Annotated in this window: 18 protein-coding genes and 5 pseudogenes; 10 read left to right on the top strand and 13 right to left on the bottom strand. The window is 59.8% G+C overall.

Annotated features, from left to right (window positions below; genetic code table 11):
• Positions 1-119 precede the first annotated feature (119 nt).
• Entirely contained in the window at positions 120-650 is a 531-nt protein-coding gene (locus AAAK34_RS05490) for an outer membrane protein assembly factor BamE (protein ID WP_231693693.1), read from the bottom strand.
• 87 nt (positions 651-737) lie between these two features.
• Here AAAK34_RS05490 and AAAK34_RS05485 point away from each other — a divergent pair.
• A pseudogene (locus tag AAAK34_RS05485) lies at positions 738-941 on the top strand (DUF3460 family protein); the annotation flags it as partial.
• A 37-nt stretch (positions 942-978) separates the two neighbouring features.
• On the top strand, positions 979-1,869 hold the full coding sequence (locus AAAK34_RS05480; RefSeq protein WP_431777822.1) for a segregation and condensation protein A: 891 nt from the start codon (positions 979-981) through the stop codon (positions 1,867-1,869).
• A gap of 201 nt (positions 1,870-2,070) precedes the next feature.
• Here the strand turns inward: AAAK34_RS05480 and AAAK34_RS05475 are convergent.
• A pseudogene (locus AAAK34_RS05475) lies at positions 2,071-3,482 on the bottom strand (GntP family permease).
• Positions 3,483-3,760: 278 nt separating this feature from the next.
• Between AAAK34_RS05475 and AAAK34_RS05470 the strand changes: the two are divergent.
• Entirely contained in the window at positions 3,761-4,030 is a 270-nt protein-coding gene (locus AAAK34_RS05470) for a hypothetical protein (RefSeq protein WP_431777821.1), read from the top strand.
• 1 nt (position 4,031) lies between these two features.
• Here the strand turns inward: AAAK34_RS05470 and AAAK34_RS05465 are convergent, their stop codons facing one another.
• From AAAK34_RS05465 to AAAK34_RS05450, 4 genes are all read right to left on the bottom strand, one after another.
• On the bottom strand, positions 4,032-5,057 hold the full coding sequence (locus tag AAAK34_RS05465) for an NAD(P)H-dependent glycerol-3-phosphate dehydrogenase (protein ID WP_231693697.1): 1,026 nt from the start codon (positions 5,055-5,057) through the stop codon (positions 4,032-4,034).
• A gap of 39 nt (positions 5,058-5,096) precedes the next feature.
• Complete coding sequence (gene secB / locus AAAK34_RS05460; protein WP_231693698.1) at positions 5,097-5,534, bottom strand: protein-export chaperone SecB; 438 nt, start codon at positions 5,532-5,534, stop codon at positions 5,097-5,099.
• 144 nt (positions 5,535-5,678) lie between these two features.
• Positions 5,679-5,942 (bottom strand): glutaredoxin 3, encoded by a 264-nt coding sequence (grxC, locus tag AAAK34_RS05455; RefSeq protein WP_231693699.1) that lies wholly within the window; start codon positions 5,940-5,942, stop codon positions 5,679-5,681.
• Positions 5,943-6,097: 155 nt separating this feature from the next.
• Positions 6,098-6,493: a rhodanese-like domain-containing protein gene (locus tag AAAK34_RS05450; protein ID WP_431777820.1), complete on the bottom strand. Its 396-nt coding sequence runs from the start codon at positions 6,491-6,493 to the stop codon at positions 6,098-6,100.
• Positions 6,494-6,657: 164 nt separating this feature from the next.
• Here AAAK34_RS05450 and gpmA point away from each other — a divergent pair.
• The 4 genes and pseudogenes from gpmA (at position 6,658) to AAAK34_RS05430 (ending at position 10,385) form a co-directional block, all read left to right on the top strand.
• A pseudogene (gpmA, locus tag AAAK34_RS05445) lies at positions 6,658-7,399 on the top strand (2,3-diphosphoglycerate-dependent phosphoglycerate mutase).
• A 190-nt stretch (positions 7,400-7,589) separates the two neighbouring features.
• Positions 7,590-9,026, top strand: a complete 1,437-nt coding sequence (locus AAAK34_RS05440; protein ID WP_231693702.1) for a S41 family peptidase — start codon at positions 7,590-7,592, stop codon at positions 9,024-9,026.
• A gap of 17 nt (positions 9,027-9,043) precedes the next feature.
• Positions 9,044-9,792 (top strand): annotated as a pseudogene (locus AAAK34_RS05435) (HesA/MoeB/ThiF family protein).
• A 212-nt stretch (positions 9,793-10,004) separates the two neighbouring features.
• Positions 10,005-10,385, top strand: a complete 381-nt coding sequence (locus AAAK34_RS05430) for a response regulator (RefSeq protein WP_231693704.1) — start codon at positions 10,005-10,007, stop codon at positions 10,383-10,385.
• A 52-nt stretch (positions 10,386-10,437) separates the two neighbouring features.
• On the opposite strand, the gene AAAK34_RS05425 is transcribed toward AAAK34_RS05430, so the two are convergent.
• Positions 10,438-11,070 carry a response regulator transcription factor gene (locus AAAK34_RS05425; RefSeq protein WP_231693705.1) on the bottom strand — a complete coding sequence of 211 codons (633 nt, stop codon included), beginning with the start codon at positions 11,068-11,070 and terminating at the stop codon, positions 10,438-10,440.
• A gap of 95 nt (positions 11,071-11,165) precedes the next feature.
• On the opposite strand from AAAK34_RS05425, the gene AAAK34_RS05420 reads away from it, so the two are divergent.
• From AAAK34_RS05420 to AAAK34_RS05410, 3 genes and pseudogenes are all read left to right on the top strand, one after another.
• Entirely contained in the window at positions 11,166-12,632 is a 1,467-nt protein-coding gene (locus AAAK34_RS05420; protein ID WP_231693706.1) for a CHASE3 domain-containing protein, read from the top strand.
• A 101-nt stretch (positions 12,633-12,733) separates the two neighbouring features.
• Positions 12,734-13,117, top strand: a complete 384-nt coding sequence (locus AAAK34_RS05415; protein ID WP_231693707.1) for a glycine zipper domain-containing protein — start codon at positions 12,734-12,736, stop codon at positions 13,115-13,117.
• A gap of 223 nt (positions 13,118-13,340) precedes the next feature.
• Positions 13,341-15,031, top strand: a pseudogene (locus AAAK34_RS05410) (SulP family inorganic anion transporter).
• A gap of 160 nt (positions 15,032-15,191) precedes the next feature.
• Here AAAK34_RS05410 and AAAK34_RS05405 read toward each other — a convergent pair.
• The 6 genes from AAAK34_RS05405 to AAAK34_RS05380 all read right to left on the bottom strand — a co-directional run bounded on the left by AAAK34_RS05405 (position 15,192) and on the right by AAAK34_RS05380 (position 18,381).
• Positions 15,192-15,614 carry a BLUF domain-containing protein gene (locus AAAK34_RS05405; protein WP_231693709.1) on the bottom strand — a complete coding sequence of 141 codons (423 nt, stop codon included), beginning with the start codon at positions 15,612-15,614 and terminating at the stop codon, positions 15,192-15,194.
• A gap of 10 nt (positions 15,615-15,624) precedes the next feature.
• Entirely contained in the window at positions 15,625-16,344 is a 720-nt protein-coding gene (gene folE / locus AAAK34_RS05400; protein ID WP_231693710.1) for a GTP cyclohydrolase I, read from the bottom strand.
• Between the two features lie 69 nt (positions 16,345-16,413).
• A complete protein-coding gene (locus AAAK34_RS05395) occupies positions 16,414-17,184 on the bottom strand; it encodes an endonuclease/exonuclease/phosphatase family protein (protein ID WP_231693711.1) in 771 nt (256 codons plus the stop codon).
• Positions 17,185-17,190: 6 nt separating this feature from the next.
• Positions 17,191-17,670, bottom strand: a complete 480-nt coding sequence (gene nudB / locus AAAK34_RS05390) for a dihydroneopterin triphosphate diphosphatase (RefSeq protein ID WP_231693712.1) — start codon at positions 17,668-17,670, stop codon at positions 17,191-17,193.
• Between the two features lie 16 nt (positions 17,671-17,686).
• Complete coding sequence (locus tag AAAK34_RS05385; protein ID WP_231693713.1) at positions 17,687-17,998, bottom strand: YqjK family protein; 312 nt, start codon at positions 17,996-17,998, stop codon at positions 17,687-17,689.
• Positions 17,995-18,381: a phage holin family protein gene (locus AAAK34_RS05380; protein WP_231693714.1), complete on the bottom strand. Its 387-nt coding sequence runs from the start codon at positions 18,379-18,381 to the stop codon at positions 17,995-17,997. Before AAAK34_RS05380 ends, AAAK34_RS05385 begins: the two co-directional genes overlap by 4 nt.
• Between the last annotated feature and the right edge of the window lie 31 nt (positions 18,382-18,412).

The raw sequence follows: 18,412 nt of genomic DNA, 5'->3' as shown, positions 1-18,412 counted from the left end.
TCGCCAAGCTCCAGCTTGGCATTAGCGGCGCTTCCGGAACGCTCGACTTCTGAGCTGGAGCTTGGCTGCCCCAGGGGCTGCGAGGCTATGTTTAGGAATTGTTTCTCAAGAAAGCGGCCTCAACCGCCTCCGCGCATATCGGGGCCGTCCATGTCTGCACCTGTCTCGGTGCGAATCACGCGGTAGTCGGGGCTGAAGACGACGTGGAACATTTTCTGGGTGTTCTCGGAGGTGTCCAGAAAGCGCCAGGACCAGACCACCTCGCGCTTGAGCTCATAGGGAACCTGCCTGGCAGGCTTGCCCAGCATTCGGCGGACATCTTCGACACCCATGCCGGGGCGCACACGACGAAAATTGTCAGGATTCAGCACCTGGCGAAGCGCGCTCATCTTGCCGTCCGGGCCAATGCTGATCATGTAGTTTTGGGTGCCCTCGGGCTGGCGGTTGTATTCGAAGGTGCGGGTACCACCGGCTTCGTTCCAGACGCGCTCGGGCTGGCCGAAACGGGTGACCACGTCGGCCTCTGTGGAAACGCCCTCCTCCAGCTCCTTGATGGCCAGCGGGTCGCAGGCAGCCAAGCCCAGCAAGCTGCCCGCCAGCAGGGCGATTGCGAGACGACGGGGACGGTGTGTGCGCAAAAGGCCAAGCATGGGCATGTACCGGTAAAATTAGAGAATACCGCCCATGCCGCTGGCATGAGCTGACAGTTAAAGAACAGCCAAGCTGCTGACTAGATTATGTCCATAGCCAATATTTTCCGCCGCCCCCACTACACATCCGAGGTTACTCAATTCATCAGCCAGCTCAAGCAAGAGAAGCCAGGCCTGGATCTGGCGCAGCGCCAAGGGCGTGCATTGTTGTGGGATCGCCAGATTGATCGCGACCTGCAGGCGGAATTTCGCGCCGCTCGCGTGCCGCAGCAGCCCTACGTCTATCAGACCGCCCCCTCGACCGATAACACCTACAGCCGCCGCAAGCATGCCACCGGCCGACGATCCTGCCGATCTCCTGGCCATTGCGCCGGCTGAAGAAGTGGCACAGCCTGATGTGATCGACCACGTGGCAGTCGCAAGGCTGTACGGCGAGCCACTGTTCGCGCTGCCGCAGGATTTGTACATTCCGCCCGATGCACTGGAGATTTTCCTCGAAGCCTTCGAAGGCCCGCTGGATCTGCTGCTCTACCTGATCCGCAAGCAGAACTTCAACATCCTGGACATCCCCATGGCGGCCGTGACGCGGCAGTACCTGAGCTATGTGGACGAAATCCGTGGCCGCAACCTGGAACTCGCTGCCGAATACCTCCTGATGGCGGCCATGCTGATCGAGATCAAGTCGCGCATGCTGCTGCCACCGCGCAAGGTAGCCGAAGGGCAGGAACCTGAAGATCCACGCGCCGAGCTGGTGCGCCGCCTGCTCGAATACGAGCGCATGAAGCTTGCCGCCGCGCGCCTGTCAGAGGTGCCGCAGTTTGGCCGAGACTTCCTGAAGGCGCAGGTGTATGTGGAGCAAAGCCTCACCCCGCGCTTTCCCGACGTGGAGCTGGCCGACCTCCAGGCCGCTTGGCGAGACATCATGGGGCGCGCCAAGCTGGTGGCTCACCACAAGATCAGCCGCGAAGAACTGAGTGTGCGCGAATATATGAGCCTGGTGCTGAAAAAGCTCCGTGGCCGCCGCTTCGCGCCCTTTGAAGACCTGTTTGACCCAAGCCAGGGGTCACCGGTGCTGGTGGTCACGCTGCTGGCGCTGCTTGAGTTGTGCAAGGAAACGCTGGTCGAGGTGACGCAAGCTGAGGCTTTTGCGCCTATTTACGTCCGATTGGCTTATAGATCGGAGTTACCCCCTGAGGCGCTTACGCGCCTTCCCCCCTAGAAGGGGGGACGCAGCCAGCGGCCTGGCAAAGCCAGCTCCGCGGCTGCCTGCGGATGGCCTGCTCCGCGGCCTCTCGAGTGTTGGAGTGACTTATGCGGGGTGGTAAGCACCACCGTCGTGTAAATTGGGGTGCAGTACCTGAGGCGCTTACGCGCCTTCCCCCTGGAAAGGGGGACGCAGCCAGCGGCTGACAATGCTGCTTCAGAAGCTTCCGAACGTCGTACCTAATGCGATCACGGCGGCTAGCGCGATCAAGGGCGCTCCGATGGTCATGACGGCGAGATTCAGGTAGGACTGCTTGTGGGTGAGCTTGCAGATGGACAGCAGGGTAATGACGGCTCCGCAGTGCGGCAACGAATCAAATACCCCCGCCGACATCACCGCGACGCGGTGCAGCAGATCAGGGCTGATGCCGGCATCGTTGGCCATGCGCAGATAGTCCGCTCCCAGCGTTTGCAATGCAATCGACAATCCACCCGAAGACGAGCCGGTGATACCGGCCAGCACGTTCATGGCCACCGCTTCCGAAATGAGCGGGTTGTCTGACACATTCAGTACGGCATCACGAATGATCGCAAAACCCGCCAGGCCAGCAATGACAGCCCCATAGCCGACTTCCGAGGCGGTGTTGAAAATGGGCAGCATGGAGCCCAGCACGCCCTTGTTGATGCTTTGCTGCAAATTGCCCCACCGACCGATACCCACCAGCAGCAGTACGATGATCGAAGTGGCGAGGGCAATAATCAACGCCCAAATGCCTGTCTGCTTGGTGGGATCCATGTTGGGAAAACGCTCTTTGAGGAATCCCCAATCCATGCCCGGAAAGACGCCGTAGGTAAATAATGCATTGATGCCAATCACCAGCACTAGGGGCAGCAGCGCCAGGACGAGTGGCATGGTTCGGCTGGCGTCGCCGCTCATGTCTGCCTCGCCAACCATGCCGCGAGGGGCTGCATCCGAATCGTCGTGATCTCCGTAGCCTTCACCGGCTACGCGGGCCTTTTTTCGCTCCAGCCCAGCCACAGCATGCCCAATGTAAACATGATCAAACCGCCGATCAGTCCCAAGCCTGGGGCCGAAAAGGTGTTGGTACCAAAGTACGGGATAGGAATCGCGTTCTGAATGGAAGGCGTGCCGGGCAGCGCCGTCATGGTGAATGTGAAGGAGCCGAGTGCGATGGCTGGCGCCACCAGGCGCTTGGGAATGTCGGCATCGCGAAATAGTGTCTTGGCGATGGGGTAAATGGCAAAGGCCACCACAAAGAGCGAAACGCCGCCATAGGTCAGGACACCGCAGGCCAACACCACCGTCAGGATCGCATGCTTGCTGCCCAGGGTGCGTTCGATCCACTGGGCTATCGTCGTTGCGGCACCTGAGTCGGCCATCAACTGGCCGAACAACGCACCCAGCAGGAATATCGGGAAAAATGCGAGCATGTAGTTGCCTAATGCGCGCATGAAGGTGTCCGTGTAGATCGGCAGCATCTGGGCAACCTCGCCCGACAACAGCACCGCCAAAGCAGCCATAATGGGCGCCAGAAGCAGCACGGTGTAGCCGCGGTAGGCAAAGTACATCAAAAGCAGCAGAGACAGAACGATAGCGAGGGTACTCATTTGAACCAGATATTCCTTTGGGATAACCCGCTATTGTGCAATGCGATGAAAACGTTTAACTTACAACCCGCATGCTGAGGCGGGGCTAGAAAAAAGCCAAACGTAAGCACCCGAGAGACTCGCCTTGATCCGACCCGTTGATACGTGCATCCTCGCTCTACAAGAGCGGGCGCGTCCAGGGTGATGGCATCAAAGCCCCAGATCGGCAGGTGCCCGAGTGGCGCAAGGGGCGCTAAGCCTAGATCCGGCTGACCGCTTGCAATCTTCAGGAAAGCCGCATGAACACTCGATTTCTATGCTCCGATAACGCTCACCCATTTGGTGAGAGCGCTACGCTCCCGAACAGGCCGCCCTCGGGCACGCTGGCGGCGTTGCTCGTTCTTGCAGGCACGAGCCTGCCGCGTCCTCACCCTGGCAGGGCGCAACCCAGCCAGAGGCTGGGCATGTTTGAGCCGTCCGAGGGCGCGCAGGCGCCCTCGGAGCCGCGGCTCAAACCCTTGCCAGCGCACCCGATGACGACCTGTTCGGGCGCGTCCAACCGGATCTAGGCTAAAGCAACTCGCCCTTGGGGTCGCGCCCCATCAGGGCCGCAACGGCTTCCACGGGCTTGAGCCGGCCATTCAGGAGGGCGACCACGCATTCGGTGATAGGCATTTCGACGCCCAGATGATGCGCTCGCTGCAGCACGGTGTGGGCGCTGTAAACGCCTTCCGCCACGTGCCCCAAAGAGTCAACGGCCTGGGCAAGGGTTTTACCCTCCGCCAGAAGCAGCCCGACCTTGCGGTTTCGGCTCAGATCGCCCGTCGTGGTCAGCACGAGATCACCCAGACCGGAAAGGCCCATGAAAGTCTCGGCACGTCCGCCCAATGCTTGACCCAGCCGCGACATCTCGGTCAAACCCCGCGTAATGAGCGCGGCACGTGCGTTCAGTCCGAGGTTCATGCCGTCGGCCAGACCGGTCGCGATGGCCAGGACGTTCTTGACAGCCCCTCCGACTTCCACACCCACGAGATCGTCGTTGGCATAAACGCGCAAGGTCTGACCATGAAAAGCCGCCACCAGGGTGTCACGCACCTCTGCGTAGCGGCTCGCGGCCACCAACGCGGTGGGCTGCCCACGAGCGACCTCCTGGGCGAAACTGGGGCCGCTGAGCGAGCCCGCCAGCATCTCGGGCGCCACCTGCCGCTGCACCTCGTGGGGCAGCAGGCCCAGGCATTGCGGCGCAGCCGCATCTTGCGCCGTCTCGAACCCCTTGCATAACCAGGCCACGGAAGCACGGGTACCCCGAAGCGAAGTCAGCACCTGGCGCAGACCCGCCACCGGGGTGGCCACAATGAACAGATCAACCCAGCCGCTCTGTGCCGCCAGCGCTTCGGTGGCACCGCCACGCAGCACCAATTCTTGAGGCAGTGGAATGCCCGGCAAGTAGCGTAGGTTCTGGCGTTCTGCCAGCAGCACCTGAGCCTGGACCTGCTCGCGTGCCCAGAGCTCCACCGTGTGGCCTGCCGGATGCCGGCAGGCGCTCACGGCCATGGCCGTGCCGAAGGCGCCTGCGCCGATTACTATAATTTTCATAGCTTAATGCGCAAGAACCGACAGCTCCGCCGTACAGGTTTACTGCGTGGTGACCGCAGTGTTACCGCTTTGCTGCTGCTCGTACATGGCCTGGAAATTGATCTCGGCCAGGTGCACAGGCGGGAAGCCAGCCCGGGTGATCAAGTCAGCCACGTTGCCGCGCAGGTAGGGGTAGACGATTTGCGGGCAAGCAATACCCACCACAGCGCCCATCTGCTCTTCAGGAATGTCGCGGATTTCGAAAATGCCGGCCTGCTTGCATTCGACCAGAAATACCGTCTTGTCCTGGATCTTGGTCTGCACGGTGGCGGTGACGGTGATCTCAAAAATGCCGTCGGTCACGTTTTCTGCGTTGACACCCAGGTTGATCTCTACCGCCGGCTGCTCGGCCTCCAGCAGGATGGCGGGGGAGTTGGGCTGTTCCAGGGAAGCCTCTTTGAGGTAAACGCGCTGGATATTGAAAACAGGATCAGCCATAGGAATTCTCGGTTCTACTTGCGAAAAATGCGCCGCTGCAAAAGCCGCTGGCGGCGCCGACTTAGGAAGGCATGCCCCTGAAGCCGGAGCACGAAAAAGCATTATCTCAGAGCGTGTTCACAGCACTCGAAGACGGCTCCCTACTCAGTGGCCACCAGCCAGCAAGGGATCGAGCCCCCCGCGCCCATCCAGCGCGACCAGATCATCGTGTCCGCCCACGTGCGTGGAGCCAATGAAGATCTGCGGCACCGTGCGGCGGCCGGTAATCTGCATCATGGTGTTGCGCTGGGCCGGATCAAGATCGACGCGAATTTCCTCGATGTCGGCCACGCCCTTGCTCTTGAGAATCTGCTTGGCACGAATGCAATAAGGGCACGTGCCCGTTGAATACATCTTGACCTTCGACATGACCTTAACCCTTTCAGGCGGCTGCGCCACCGCCCACGAAGCACCCAACAAACCCAGGCATACCGCCACTATGCCTGCTCGAAGCTTGCCGCGGCGGGACGCCTGACTGCACGCACTCGATTCTTGCGTGACAGTGCACGCACGTTCCAGGAAACTCATTTTGTTACCGGGAGATTTGCCTCGCGCCAAGCCTTGAGACCCCCGCCAAGCGATTGGGCCTGCTCGTAGCCGAGCTTCCTGGCAATGCCTACGGCGCGAGTCGAACGCATGCCCGAAGCGCAGACCAGAATGACCGGCAGTGCCTTGTTCTTGACCGCGCCCGGCAATTTGGCTTCCAGCTCAGCCAGCGGAATGCTCTTGGCACCCACCACATGGCCGGCAGCGTACTCATCTGGCTCGCACACATCAACCACTACCGCTTTCTCGCGGTTGATCAATTGAACCGCAGCGGCCGGCGTCAACGCACCTGCGCCACCCCCGCCCGAAAGCCGGGGCCACGCCAACATGCCGCCCGAGACCAGCGCCAGCAATATCAGCGCCCAGTTTGCCATTACAAAATCCACTTGTCTTTTCCTTCTCGAAAATCCACGCTATCCCGACGGGGCGCTGCTGTCTCTGGACTTTCCAAAGACAAAAGCGACCTCAAAAAAACGGCTAGCTGAATAGGGATTCTAGAATGTCAGGTTAATCTCCACTTTCAGACCGCCTTTTCCCCATGTACAAGCTCGTTCTGATCCGCCACGGCGAATCCACCTGGAACCTTGAAAACCGCTTCACCGGCTGGACCGACGTCGATCTGACGCCAACCGGCGTAGAGCAAGCCAAGCAGGCTGGCCGCCTGCTCAAGGCGGAAGGTTATGAATTCGACGTCGCCTACACCAGCGTTCTCAAGCGCGCCATCCACACCCTGTGGCACGCCCTCGACGAGATGGACCGCGCCTGGCTGCCGACCGTCAAGAACTGGCGCCTGAACGAGCGCCACTACGGCGCCTTGCAAGGGCTGAACAAGGCAGAGACCGCCAAGGAGTATGGCGATGAGCAGGTGCTCGTGTGGCGGCGCAGCTACGACACACCCCCCAGCCCTGGAGCCTACCGACTCCCGCAGCGAACGCGGCGATGCGCGCTACGCCAAGCTGAAGCCCGAGGAAATCCCTCTGACCGAGTGCCTCAAAGACACGGTGGCCAGAGTTCTGCCCTTCTGGAACGAATCCATGGCGCCGGCCATTCTGGCAGGCAAGCGCCTGGTGGTATCGGCTCATGGCAACTCGATCCGCGCCCTGGTGAAATACCTGGACAACATCTCCGAGTCGGAAATTGTGGGCCTGAACATTCCCAACGGCATTCCTTTGGTCTACGAGCTGGATGCTCAGCTCAAGCCAATTCGCCACTACTACCTTGGCGACGCCGACGCGATCGCCAAGGCTGCCGCCGCAGTCGCCAGCCAAGGCAAAGCCTGAAGAATTCAGGCACGCCACCTGCGCCGGAGGTTGGGGCTGTGATTCCGACCGGAGCGCGAAGGTGGCGTGTGAGAATTAAAAAATACTTCAGTAAAACAGCGGAACTAAGCAACGCACTGCTGAACCGAACGCAGGCGAGCATGTATATTGGACGCGGGCATCAGGATGCCCATCTAGGAACCGCAAAGCCATGAGTCAAAAAGTCAAAATTGTCGGCTGGGTCGCCGCTGGTGCCCTGGCAGGAGCCATGGCCACCGTCTCTCTGCAGACTGTGGCACGCGGCACGCTGGCCCCTTTGCCCCTGGAAGAACTTCAGCAGTTGGCAGCAGTGTTCGGCATGATCAAAAGCGATTATGTCGAGCCGGTAGACGAGAAAAAGCTCATCACCGATGCGATTTCCGGCATGGTCTCCAGCCTCGACCCGCATTCGCAGTATTTCGACAAGAAGTCGTTCAAGGAATTCCGTGAAGGAACCAGCGGGCGCTTTGTGGGTGTCGGCATCGAGATTACACAGGAAGACGGCCTGATCCGGATCGTTTCGCCCATAGAGGGATCTCCGGCTGATCGCGCCGGCCTCAAGCCAGGCGATCTGATCACCAAGATTGATGACACCGCCGTCAAGGGCCTGACCATGAATGACGCGGTCAAGCGCATGCGCGGCGAGCCCAACACCAAGGTGCTGCTCACCATCTTCCGCAAGGACGAGAGCCGCACATTCCCGGTCACCATCACGCGCGAGGAAATTCGCACCCAGTCGGTGAAGTCCAAGGTGGTTGAGCCTGGTTACGCGTGGGTGCGCCTGTCTCAGTTCCAGGAACGCACCGTGGAGGATTTTGTCACCAAGGTGGAAGACATCTACCGCAAAGAGCCAAATCTGAAGGGTATGGTGCTTGATCTGCGCAATGACCCGGGCGGTCTGCTCGATGCCGCGGTGGCCATTTCTGCCGCCTTCCTGCCCGAGAATGTCACCGTGGTTTCCACCAACGGCCAGATTGAGGAAAGCAAGTCGATCTACAAGGCTCGCCCCGAGGATTACCTGCGCCGCCGCGCCTCCGATCCGCTCAAGCGGTTGCCGGCTGCGATCAAGAGCGTTCCCCTGGTGGTGCTGGTGAATGAGGGTTCTGCCTCCGCGAGTGAAATCGTCGCGGGCGCCTTGCAAGACCACAAGCGCGCCACCATCATGGGCAATCAGACCTTCGGCAAGGGCTCGGTGCAGACTGTGCGTCCGCTGGGCCCCGACACTGCCCTGAAGATCACCACCGCGCGCTATTACACGCCCAGCGGCAAAACCATCCAGGCCAAGGGTATCGTGCCCGACATCATGATCGACGAAACCGCCGAGGGCAGCCCGTTTGCCGCGCTACGCACGCGCGAAGCCGATCTGCAAAAGCACCTGATGGGCGGCGAGAAGACCGAAAAACCCGATCCCGCCCTGGAAAAAGAGCGTGAGCAAGCGCTCAAGCGCCTGGAAGAAGAGTCGCGCAAACCCGCTTCCGAACGCCGCCTGCCCGAGTACGGAAGCGATAAGGACTTCCCCCTGCGCCAGGCTCTGGCTCAGTTGAAAGGCGAGCCCGTCAAGGTAAGCAAGACACTGGTCGAGCGCAAGGATGAGCCCAAGACTGAGTAGAACCCGAGACCCAACCCATGAATGACCGGCAGTTGCTGCGGTATTCGCGCCATCTGCTGCTCGATGAACTCGGCATTGAGGGCCAGCAGAAGCTACTGGATGCGCACGCACTGATCCTTGGAGCCGGCGGCCTCGGGTCTCCGGTGGCGCTGTATCTCGCCAGCGCTGGGGTCGGGCGGCTGACGATCATCGATGACGACGAGGTGGATCTGACGAACCTGCAACGCCAGATCATGCACACGGAAGCGCGCGTGGGGCAACCAAAGGTCGACTCTGCCCGTCAAGCCATTGCGGCCCTCAACCCGGACGTGATTGTGGAGACGGTGGACCAGCGTGTCGGTGCCGAGCAACTGGTCGAGCTGATGAAGCGGGCCGACATTGCCCTTGACTGCACGGACAACTTCGCCACGCGGCAGGCCCTCAATCATGCCTGTGTGGCCACCGGCAAACCGCTGGTGGCTGGCGCGGCCATACGCTTTGACGGGCAGCTATCCGTGTACGACCTGCGCGATGAGACCTCCCCCTGCTATGCATGCGTGTTCCCCCCGACGCAGCTCGTTGAAGAAGTGCGCTGTTCCACCATGGGCGTGTTTGCGCCCATCGTCGGCATGGTGGGTACGCTACAGGCCAGCGAAGCGCTGAAAATTCTCTGCGGAATCGGCTCCCCCTGATGGGCCGCTTGCTGCTGATCAATGCGCTCCACGCTGAATTCAACGAAGTGCAATTGCAGCGCGACGCCTCCTGCCCGGTTTGCGCCCACAGGTAAGCGAGCGCCTGCCGGCCTTGAGTGCCGGCTTATACCCGCTCCACGGGTGCGACAGCAGTGAATCAATAGTGTCAGCGCATTCCTACACGCGCAAGCAATGGCTGCTGTCAGACTAATGTCCCTTTTCCACGTATATTGAACCTCAGCTTTGCTGAGACTCAGCTCTCCTCTGCGACGTCATTTGTATTCATTTCATTTTCGGCAGCCCGCTTGTGCGCACGTATATTGTTGAAGACAACCCCACCATCCGCGAGAACCTGATTGGTACGCTCGAGGAGTTGGCTGGCGTTGAAACCGTAGGTTTTTCTGAAACCGAGCAGCAGGGTTCAGAGTGGCTGCAAGATCACAGCGCCAATTGGGATCTCGCCATCGTGGATCTGTTCCTGAAGCAAGGAAGCGGCTTGGGCGTCATAGAAGCCTGTCGGCAACGAGCCCCTGGCCAAAGAGTCGTGGTGCTGACCAACTACGCCACGCCAGACATTCGTAATCGTTGCCACCAGTTAGGCGTTGATGCGGTGTTCGACAAATCCACCGACATTGATGCCTTGATTGACTTCTGCATCGGCCTGAACGATGCGCGCGGAGTCAATTGATGTGCGACGGGCTGTGAGGCCACTCAGGGGCCTGCCAGCCATGCCTCCTGAATCAATCAATCAACTTGTTTTTCAGAGCGTAGTAGGTGAGGTCGCTGTTGGAGCTCAGGCTCATTTTTTCCATGAGGCGCGTGCGGTAGGTGCTTACAGTCTTGACGCTGAGCGAGAGAGACTCGGCTATGGCGCCGGCCGTTTCACCCTTGGCCAGTTTCAGGAACACCTGGAACTCGCGCTCCGACAACTGCTCATGCGGTGGCGCGTCGGACTTTCGGTTGAGTTGCTGTGCCAGCAGTTCGGCCACCGAAGCGGTAATGTAGCGTTTGCCGAGCGCGATAGTCCGTATCGCCTCGACAATTTCCGAAGGCTCGCACTCCTTGTTCAAGTAGCCGCTTGCGCCCTGACGAATCATGTTCATCGCGTAGTGCTCTTCGGGGTAGCCCGAGAGAATCAGGATGCCAACATCTGGCGCCTTGGCACGGATCATGGCGAGCGCGTCCAAGCCACTCTGGCCGGGCATGGAAAGATCCATAACCAGCACATCCAACTCGGTCGTCCGCACGAGGTCGATGGCCTCCCGGCCGCTAGAGGCCTCACCGGCCACCCGGAGATCGACATGCTCCGAGAAGAACTGCCTGAGTCCGGAGCGCACGATCGCGTGGTCATCGACAATTCCAATTCTGATCACGGCAGGCCTTTGCTAGATGGTTTTGGTCAACTGAGCTTGATTCCTCAATCATTCTAGTTGAGTCACAAAATTTAAAGCTCTTCCCTGGGAGTTCCATGTTCCAAACCGAACTAGATTCCATCGCTCGCAAACGACATTCGATAGGCGTGCTGCGATTGGCCCTGCTTATAGCTGCCATCTGCGCGCTGACCTTGGTGCTCATCAACGAGGGCACGCATCGACGCACCATCGATTTGATGGACGGTATAGAGCAGACCCATAGGGTGCGAATGGACATTGACGGCCTGGTGCGCACACTCACCGAAGCCGAGTCGAACCAGCGTGGCTACATCATGACAGGAGACCGCCGTTACCTGGAGTTGTACGAGCGCGCGCTGAGAGACCTCGAGGCCCAGCGAAAATCGCTGGAAGCAAATAGCCTGGCCATATCCCAATCGGACGCCATGGTGAACTTCCGCAACTTCATGGTGCAAAAACTCGCCGAGATGGCGCTGACCATACGCATGCGTGAGAACGACCGGCCTGAAGTGGTGAACTTCGTCGTCAACAGCGATGTAGGAATGGAGCAAATGGCGGCATTTCATGCGCAGGGCACTGCATTGCTGGCCCGAACCGATGCGCAAATCGGGAATCGGCGCGTTGAGCTGCAGCACTTGTTGAATGTCTCGCGCTTCGGTGTGGCAACGGGCCTGATGGCGGCCTTGCTGGCGTTCTTCTTGTACGTGAACCAGATCAGAAGATCTCAACTCGAGAGCGAAAAGCAAAAAAGCTCTCTTGAGGCAGATCGCGACGCACTTGAGTCGCAGGTGCGTGAACGCACCGCCCGCCTGACTCAGCTGGCCACCCACTTACAGCAGGCCGTCGAAGAAGAACGCGCGCACTTGGCGCGCGAACTGCACGATGAGTTGGGAGCCTTGCTGACGGCGGCCAAGCTGGATGTAGCTCGGCTCAAGTCACGCCTGCCGCCGGACGCAGCGGATCTGGGAGAGCGGCTGAAGCATCTGAACGAAACCCTGAACCAGGGCATTGCCCTGAAGCGCCGGATCATCGAGGACTTGCGACCGTCCTCGCTTTCAAACCTCGGACTGGTGGCCTCGCTGGAAATTCTGGCACGCGAGTTTGCCGACCGCTCCAACATTCCTGTCGAGACCGCTCTGGAACCAGTCGATCTTGACAGCGCTTCCGAACTGACAATCTACCGCATGGTCCAGGAGGCGCTTACGAACATCGGAAAGTATGCGCAAGCGAAGCACATTCGCATTATTTTGAAGAACTATGTGTACCACGCCGAAGTCATGATCGCAGACGACGGACGCGGTTTTGATCCCGGTACGCTTCCCGCGTCGTCTCATGGGCTCGAAGGCATGCGCCACCGCGTGGAAGCTGCAGGGGGCCGCCTGGACATCAATTCCGGGGCTGGCCGCGGCACCCGCATTACCGGCACGATACCTCGCCGCCACGCTCGCGTTCAAAGCGAGCTGGCCATCGCCACCGGCGCTATGTCAGTCAATTCCTACACGGGTGATGCAACTACGCCGACATCCGGCGGCGTCCCCGACTGAGCCCGCCCGAGCCAATCGACCGGTAAAGTAAAACCCAAGTCATAGCTGCTTTTGCACAGCATGGTGAAGACACAAAAGACTGTTGATGAAAGGACTTCCAAATGGGTGACAGCAAGCTTAGTGCAGTAGAAAAAATGGCCGAGACAGCGAACGACGCGACCAGCAAAATTGCCAGCAAGGCTGAAAGCACCGTGGATTCTGTACGAACGCTGGCCAACGAGGCGCTAGACAAAGCGGATGTCAAGGTGCGCACGCTGCGGGAGGACATCAAACCTGCCATCGACGCCATCTCTGGACGTGTCCAGAACATGGCCGAGCATGGTCGGGCCGCTTATGCTGAAAGGTCAGCACAAGCGCGCGAAAAGCTCAACACGGCGGCCGACAAAACCTGTGCCTATGTGTCAGAGCAGCCCATGAAATCGATGGCTATCGCAGCGGCCGCCGGCGCTGTGCTGGCCATGCTGCTGGGCCGCCGCCGCCGCTGAAGCACCGAAGGAGGGGTGCCCGTCTGCCTCCTCTGAGCACACTATTCGTAATTTAGCACCACGTGAGTTCCTGTTTTTCCGGTCGCATGGTGTTTGAGTACCGGATATTTGTGAGTAGGTTAGCGTTCTGAGAGGAGCGGCATCAGGTTTGTGTACATTCAGCTCTGGCGCTTCTTAGCGCCCAGCCCTGCAACCTACGGCAGCGGGGCTTGAATGTATAGCTATGCCCATGCTCCCTCGCCTCGCCCGCCTCTTTCCTTTCCTGCGTTGGCCGCGCCCCAGCGGAGCTCTGCTTCGAGGGGAGGCCATGGCCGGCCTCACCGTGGGCCTGATGGTTATCCCGCAAGGGGTAGCGTACGCCGCACTGGCCGGAATGCCTCTGGTAACGGGGATTTATGCATCCATGTTACCGGCGCTGATCGCCGCGCTCTTCTCAGCTTCCGCCCGGCTGTCTGTGGGGCCGACAGCACTCAGTGCACTGCTGATCTATGCCTCTCTGATTGGAATCGCAGAGCCCGGAAGCGCGCGCTGGGTTGAGTTGGCAGTGTGGTTGGCTTTGCTGTCTGGCGTGCTGCAGGTAATTTTGGGGTTTGTACGCTTTGGCTGGTTGCTCAACCTTGTGAACGCGCCCGTACTAATGGCCTTCACGCAGGCTGCGGCCGTGCTGATTATTACCTCGCAATTGCCCGCACTGCTGGGCCTGCAGGGCGGCTGGCAACTGGAAAACTGGCATGGTCTTTCCGCGATTTACGGCTTGCTTGTACTCGCACTGCTCATGGGCGCTCGAAAGTGGCGGCCAGCCTTCCCGACGGTGCTGGTGGTCGTCATCGCCGCGGCGGCGTTGAGCTACCTCACGCAATTCGAGGCCTCGGGAGGACGGGTCGTAGGCCCTTTGCCAAGCGGCCTGCCTTCGATCTACATACCCGGCTGGCCGGGCTGGGCCACTCTGGGCCAATTGGTCATGCCAGTGCTGATCATCACACTGGTCAGCTTTCTGGAGACTGCCTCCAGCGCCAAGGTGGACAGCGAGCGCAAGGGAGAGCGCTGGGATCAGGATCAGGACCTGGTCGGTCAGGGGCTAGGCAAGATCGTCTCTGGTTTTTCCGGGGCTTTTCCCACTAGCTCGTCATTTTCACGTTCGGCGCTCAATCTGTACGCGGGAGCTGAATCAGGCTGGGCTACGGTATTCTCCGTGGTGGTCGTACTGATCGCGCTTCTCACCTTTACACCGGTCCTGCGCTATGTGCCCCAACCGGTGCTTGCGGCCATCGTGGTGGCAGCCGTGGTCGGACTTCTCAAGCCACGCGAGTTCAGCCGTCTTTGGCGCATATCGCGTGTTGAAACCGTGATCTCGGCACTAACCTTCGTGATCACAATTGTGGCGGCACCCGCCCTTTACTGGGGCGTGCTGGCGGGCGTGCTGATGATGCTGTCGCTTTTTCTATATCAGCACTTGCACCCTCGCATCATTGAGGTCGGACTGCATCCGGACGGCAGCCTTCGCGACCGCAACCTCTGGCAGTTACCCCCTTGGCTCCGCACACCTACGCGCTGCGCATGGATGCGCCGCTGGATTTTGCGGCGGCCAGTCAGTTCGAGCGCACCGTGGGGGAATACTTGGCGGAGCACCGGGACACACGGCACGTGTGCTTGTTCGCGCAGCCGATCAACCGCATTGATGCTACGGGAGCAGAGGTATTCATGAGGCTCCTTCGGACCTTACATGCGCACGGCATCAGCCTGCATATCAGCGGCTTGAAATTGCCGGCTGAAAATGTGCTGAAGGCAGCAGGCGCGCTTGATGCGCATTCACTGCTGAATTTGTATCGGACGGAGGGCGAGGCGATCAAAGCTTTGCAGCCTCAGGCAAGGTCTGAGCCCATGACTGCCTGCGCGCCGGCACTTTTGATTTGAGTCGGCGGTGGTAAGTGAGGAGAGACCGCGGCCAGCTAAGGACGCACGGCCTCCCCGCCTTCGCGGCGGCCGGCGATCCGGCGGCCGGCGATCCGGGGGTGACGACGGCGCCGTGAAAGGGCCGGTGAGGATTCGTCAGTAACTCAAGTCGTTGTAGCGCCTACACATGCCCCACGACGCTTGCGGTCGCCATCAGTTCCTCGATCAACGCCAAGGAAACCTTGCCTGAGACGGCATAAGGATTGAGCTCTGCCTGTTCGCTGTACTTGAGGAGCGTGCTCGGGTTAATTCGGCTGGTGTCGACCAAGCCCATGGTCCAGCCACCGAACCGGCGCTCGGTGATTTCCTCGTAGTGCAGCAGCACGACGTCCTTGTGGCGCGGATCGCGCTGGATCACGCCGTACAGGTCGCTAATAATTTGCCTCCCGCCTTCAAGCGCCTGCATGAAGACTCCACCACCGTAGACAAGCACGCCAGTGACGCCGTGGTCGGCGTTGTGCTGCCTGGCGCTGGTGCAAATACCATCAACGGCTGCCGGGGTAGTGTCTACTGCACGGCTGGCATAAAGCAATCGGACGAGCATGAAGTCAACCTTATCTGGGAATGAGCGCCAGGAATTCGCGCCGCAGGTTCATATCCTTGAGGAACACGCCCCGCATGACCGAGTTGATCATTTTGCTGTCCATGTCCTTGACGCCACGCCAGGCCATGCAATAGTGCGTGGCTTGCATGACAATTGCCAGGCCATCAGGCTTGGTTTTCGTCTGAATCAGGTCGGCCAGCTGCACCACGGCCTCTTCCTGAATCTGCGGGCGGCCCATGATCCATTCGGCCAGGCGCGCGTATTTGGAAAGGCCGATCACGTTGGTGCGTTCGTTGGGCATGACACCGATCCACAACTTGCCCATGACCGGGCAGAAGTGGTGGCTACAAGCAGAACGAACGGTGATCGGGCCCACTATCATCAGCTCGTTCAGCGCTTCGGCGTTCGGAAACTCGGTGATGGACGGACTTTCGACGTACCGACCCTTGAAGACCTCATTAAGGTACATCTTGGCGACCCGTCGTGCGGTGTTGGCGGTGTTGTGGTCGCCCTTGGTGTCGATCACCAAGCTGTCGAGGACGCCCTGCATCTTTTGCTCGACTTCGTCCAGCAAGGCCTCCAGTTCACCGGGTTCGATGAACTCCGCAATATTGTCGTTGGCATTGAAGCGCTTGCGGGCGGCACGCAGCCGCTCGCGGATCTTCACTGAGACGGGGGTGCCGGCATCGTCGTCGGCACCGGCAGATGAAAGTTCAGGCAATGATTTCATGACTACCTGACATACTAACAGCGAACGCCCAGTACTTGGGCTTGCGGGGTGAAGGAGACAGCCCGGCGCTCATTGACCGGGATGCATTTTAAATTCGGCTATCAGCGGCAAATGGTCCGACATACGGCTCCATGCTCTTCCGCGAGGCGCAGCGAGGCTCAACGGCTGCATTCCACGAGCGTAAATGTGATCGAGTTGCGCCACCGGCAGGCGCGATGGGTAGGTATACGTGCGGGGCCCTTCAAAAGAATGCAACGCCTCGGCACGCAGGAGCTTGCGAACCTGAGTTCCCCAGTCGTTGAAGTCCCCCGCGACGATTACCGGGGCGTCTGGAGGCACCTCCCGCGCAATGTAGCGCTGTAGCTGCGCCGTCTGGCGGATGCGGCTGGCCGGAATCAAGCCGAAATGCACCACAATCGCGTGCACGCAAACCTCGCCCACCTGGATCTCTGCATGCAGCAGGCCGCGCTGCTCGAAGCGGTGATCAGACATGTCTTCATGCCGATGTCCGACGATCGGCCAGCGCGAAAGCAAAGCGTTGCCATGCTCGCCGTGGCGAGTCACGGCATTGGTTCGGTAGACCGCCTCATACCCTTCAGGCGCAAGAAACTCGGCTTGGGGCACACTCGGCCAAAGGGAAAAATAGTCAGCTTCTCGCCGGTTTTCCATGCGCACTTCCTGCAGACAGACGATGTCGGCATCGAGGGTGTCAACAGCTAGTGCGAGGTTGTGAATCTCCAGGCGCCGGGCAGGACCGATGCCCTGCACACCCTTGTGAATGTTGTAGGTGGCCACGCGCAGCACATCCAGGCTGTCGCTGTCAGTAGGTTCAGCAGACATGATCACCTAACGAACAAATCTGGGGAGCAATAAACAGGCTTCCGCATTGGACGGGGAAAAACAACGGTCGGCGGCTGCCGGCCAAGGCAACCAGAGAAAATCAGTGTGCTCGCGCGGATTGAGCCGAATAGTCACATCAGCTCTGACCTGCAGGCCGAAAACCTGCTCTGTGTTAAGCACCACACCGGGGGCGTAACGATGTCGCCAACGTGGATAGATATCGTAGACGTTCTGGAGTTCCCAATCCTGGAGCTGGCACGAAGGCCCGCTTGCATCTATGCCGGTCTCCTCGAAGACCTCGCGTACCGCGGTTTCTGTAAAAGATTCGCTTTCGGTATCTTTGCTGCCTGTGACAGATTGCCAAAATTCAACGTCAGTATCGGCACGGCGAATCAACAGAATGTCGAGCGCCGGGGTGTATATGACCACCAGGACCGATTGAGGAACCTTGTAGGCGTGCTGCTCTGCGGGCGCCTCGGTTGTCATGATCCTGGAAGGCAAATTACCGAAATTGGCGCAAAAACGCGTTGGCTATGGGGCGCACACGCTGAAACATTTGCCAGCCCGTCCAAGCGCGCAAGCCAAGCCCCACAACAGCCTTGGGCCGTGCCGCCACAGCCCCCAGCACCGCCGCACCCGCCAAAAGAATGATGGCCGGGTTCGACTTCACCCAGGAAGCCCCTTCGCGCACCCGATCGGCGGCCCTGAAAATGGGTTGCGTGACGTGCATCTGGTGACTCACCTGCTCGCGCAACTGCGCCGAACGCAGTCTGAGTTGCGCTCGCCGCTCTGCAAGCTCGGATCTCTGGCTCATGAACGAAGGCGCTCCTGATCGAGTTGCAACTCCCCACGGGTGCCGGAAAACATGCGCGCGCCTTCCTTGAATCGTGCCCAGGCCAACGCAGACAGAACCAACCCACCACAAAGAAAAACGGCCGTAAAAACGCCCAACGCCAGCAAACGATGCGTATCCCAGAAGAGTACCGTAAGAAAGATAGCCAGAAAAATCAAGGCGAAGCTCAACAACGTGATCGCGAAGGCCCCGAACATCACCATCTGGCTAAAGCGCAGCATTTCCTCACGCGCTTCGACGGTGAACAATTCGAAGCGAACCTGCGCCAGTTCGAGTATGTCCGCCATCAGCGCGCGCACGCGCGACGCACTGCTTGGCTGATCGGAAGCGGAAGTACGAGCCATACCGATCAGTCTTCTCTAAGGCGGTTCAAGG

The organism is Ottowia caeni, from assembly GCF_050821495.1.
In the GTDB taxonomy this organism is placed as follows: Bacteria; Pseudomonadota; Gammaproteobacteria; order Burkholderiales; family Burkholderiaceae_C; genus Ottowia; species Ottowia caeni.
Note: the sequence above shows the minus strand (reverse complement) of the source record. Positions and strands in the feature narration are given on the sequence as shown.

Bases quoted from the DNA above. Each gene is read 5' to 3' on its own strand.
- AAAK34_RS05490 (WP_231693693.1), bottom strand. From the start codon at position 650: ATGCTTGGCCTTTTGCGCACACACCGTCCCCGTCGTCTCGCAATCGCC.
- AAAK34_RS05480 (WP_431777822.1), top strand. From the start codon at position 979: ATGCCACCGGCCGACGATCCTGCCGATCTCCTGGCCATTGCGCCGGCT.
- AAAK34_RS05470 (WP_431777821.1), top strand. From the start codon at position 3,761: ATGAACACTCGATTTCTATGCTCCGATAACGCTCACCCATTTGGTGAG.
- AAAK34_RS05465 (WP_231693697.1), bottom strand. From the start codon at position 5,057: ATGAAAATTATAGTAATCGGCGCAGGCGCCTTCGGCACGGCCATGGCC.
- secB (WP_231693698.1), bottom strand. From the start codon at position 5,534: ATGGCTGATCCTGTTTTCAATATCCAGCGCGTTTACCTCAAAGAGGCT.
- grxC (WP_231693699.1), bottom strand. From the start codon at position 5,942: ATGTCGAAGGTCAAGATGTATTCAACGGGCACGTGCCCTTATTGCATT.
- AAAK34_RS05450 (WP_431777820.1), bottom strand. From the start codon at position 6,493: ATGGCAAACTGGGCGCTGATATTGCTGGCGCTGGTCTCGGGCGGCATG.
- AAAK34_RS05440 (WP_231693702.1), top strand. From the start codon at position 7,590: ATGAGTCAAAAAGTCAAAATTGTCGGCTGGGTCGCCGCTGGTGCCCTG.
- AAAK34_RS05420 (WP_231693706.1), top strand. From the start codon at position 11,166: ATGTTCCAAACCGAACTAGATTCCATCGCTCGCAAACGACATTCGATA.
- AAAK34_RS05415 (WP_231693707.1), top strand. From the start codon at position 12,734: ATGGGTGACAGCAAGCTTAGTGCAGTAGAAAAAATGGCCGAGACAGCG.
- AAAK34_RS05405 (WP_231693709.1), bottom strand. From the start codon at position 15,614: ATGCTCGTCCGATTGCTTTATGCCAGCCGTGCAGTAGACACTACCCCG.
- folE (WP_231693710.1), bottom strand. From the start codon at position 16,344: ATGAAATCATTGCCTGAACTTTCATCTGCCGGTGCCGACGACGATGCC.
- AAAK34_RS05395 (WP_231693711.1), bottom strand. From the start codon at position 17,184: ATGTCTGCTGAACCTACTGACAGCGACAGCCTGGATGTGCTGCGCGTG.
- nudB (WP_231693712.1), bottom strand. From the start codon at position 17,670: ATGACAACCGAGGCGCCCGCAGAGCAGCACGCCTACAAGGTTCCTCAA.
- AAAK34_RS05385 (WP_231693713.1), bottom strand. From the start codon at position 17,998: ATGAGCCAGAGATCCGAGCTTGCAGAGCGGCGAGCGCAACTCAGACTG.
- AAAK34_RS05380 (WP_231693714.1), bottom strand. From the start codon at position 18,381: ATGGCTCGTACTTCCGCTTCCGATCAGCCAAGCAGTGCGTCGCGCGTG.